This is a genomic window from Salipiger sp. HF18 (assembly GCF_011806505.1).
GTDB classification, from domain to species: Bacteria; Pseudomonadota; Alphaproteobacteria; order Rhodobacterales; family Rhodobacteraceae; genus Salipiger; species Salipiger thiooxidans.
Genome location: NZ_JAATOS010000601.1, coordinates 1 through 2,193, shown reverse-complemented (window position 1 = coordinate 2,193; position 2,193 = coordinate 1). Strand labels below are relative to the sequence as shown.

General features: G+C 67.3%; 1 protein-coding gene. It reads left to right on the top strand.

What is annotated here, in order from left to right:
- Positions 1-2,193, top strand: a 2,193-nt coding sequence (locus HC022_RS24705; RefSeq protein ID WP_167454156.1) for an ATP-dependent helicase, incomplete at both ends; no start/stop codon positions are given.

Sequence of the window (2,193 nt, the reverse complement as noted above, 5' to 3'; positions counted from 1 at the left end):
CCCGAACGAGATCCTGTCGGTGACCTTCACCAACAAGGCCGCGCGCGAGATGAAGGAGCGGGTGGGCCGCCTGCTCGGCCAGCAGATCGAAGGCATGCCGTGGCTCGGCACCTTCCACTCGATCTGCGTCAAGCTGCTGCGCCGCCATGCCGAGCTGGTGGGGCTGAAGTCGAACTTCACCATCCTCGACACCGACGACCAGATCCGGCTGCTGAAACAGCTCATCGCCGCCAACAACATCGACGAGAAGCGCTGGCCCGCCCGCCAGCTCTCGGGGCTGATCGACCACTGGAAGAACCGGGCCTGGGTTCCGACCAAGGTGCCTGCCTCCGAGGCCTCGGCGTTCAACAACCGCGGCACCGAACTCTACGAGCAATACCAGACCCGCCTGCGCGAGCTGAACGCCTGCGACTTCGGCGACCTGCTGCTGCACATGGTGACGATCTTCCAGACCCACCAGGACGTGCTCGAACAGTACCAGCGCTGGTTCCGCTACATCCTCGTGGACGAGTACCAGGACACCAACGTCGCCCAGTACCTGTGGCTGCGGCTGCTGGCGGGGGCGCACAAGAACATCTGCTGCGTCGGCGATGACGACCAGTCGATCTACGGCTGGCGCGGCGCCGAGGTCGGCAACATCCTGCGCTTCGAAAAGGACTTCCCCGGCGCCCACGTGGTGCGGCTGGAACAGAACTACCGCTCGACCGCGCATATCCTTGCCGCCGCCTCCGGCGTGATCCGCGGCAACGAGGGCCGTCTCGGCAAGGAGCTCTGGACCGCGGCCGATGGCGGCGAGAAGGTCCGTCTCATCGGCCACTGGGACGGCGAGGAAGAGGCGCGCTGGATCGGCGAGGAGATCGAGGCGCTGCAGAAGGGCACGCGCTGCATCCGGCCGCATTCGCTCGACGACATGGCGATTCTCGTCCGGGCCTCGCACCAGATGCGCGCCTTCGAGGACCGCTTCCTGACCATCGGTCTGCCCTACCGGGTGATCGGCGGGCCGCGCTTCTACGAGCGGCTCGAGATCCGCGATGCCATGGCCTATTTCCGGCTGGTGGTCTCGCCCGACGACGACCTTGCCTTCGAGCGCATCGTCAATACCCCCAAGCGCGGGCTCGGCGACAAGGCCCAGCAGGTGATCCAGCACACCGCCCGCGAATTCGGCGTGAGCCTCATCGAGGGCGCCCGCATCGCGGTCGAGGAAGAGCGCATCAAGGGCAAGGGCGGGGGCCAGCTGCGGCTGCTGTGCGAGAACCTCGCGCGCTGGCGCGAGACCATGCTCGGGCCGGTGCTTCGCCCGGGCGAGATCGACGGCGACGATCCGACCGACGTGATCGACGACGAGCCCGCCTTCGTGGTCGGCGGCACCCGGCGCGGCCGTCCGCGGGTGACCCACATGGAGCTTGCCGAGATGATCCTCGACGAAAGCGGCTACACCGCCATGTGGCAGGCCGACAAGACGCCAGAGGCACCGGGGCGGCTCGAGAACCTCAAGGAACTCGTGAAGGCGCTCGAGCAGTTCGAGAACCTGCAGGGTTTTCTCGAGCACGTCGCGCTGATCATGGACAACGAGAGCGAGGAGGCCGGCGCCAAGGTCTCGATCATGACCCTGCACGCGGCCAAGGGGCTCGAGTTTCCCGCCGTGTTCCTGCCCGGCTGGGAGGACGGCCTGTTCCCCTCGCAGCGCAGCATGGACGAGAGCGGGGTGAAGGGGCTCGAGGAAGAGCGGCGCCTCGCCTACGTGGGGATCACCCGGGCCGAAGAGCTTTGCACAATTTCCTTTGCCGGCAACCGGCGGGTGTTCGGTCAGTGGCAGTCGGCGCTGCCCTCGCGCTTCATCGACGAACTGCCCGAGGAACATGTCGAGGTGCTGACGCCGCCGGGTCTCTACGGCGGCGGCTACGGTGCCGCGGCGGCCTATGGCACCGGCTCGGGGCTCGAGACCCGCGCCGCCGAGGCCAATGTCTACAACTCTCCGGGCTGGAAGCGCCTGCAGGAGCGTTCGACCCAGCGCCCGGTGAGCCAGCCGCGCGAGAGTCGCAACACCATCATCGACCTGCAGGCGGTCTCGGCCTTCGAGATGGGCCAGCGGGTGTTCCACCAGAAGTTCGGCTACGGCGAGATCATCGGCATCGAGGGCGACAAGCTCGAGATCGCCTTCGAGAAGGCCGGCACCAAGAAGGTGGTGGCCCG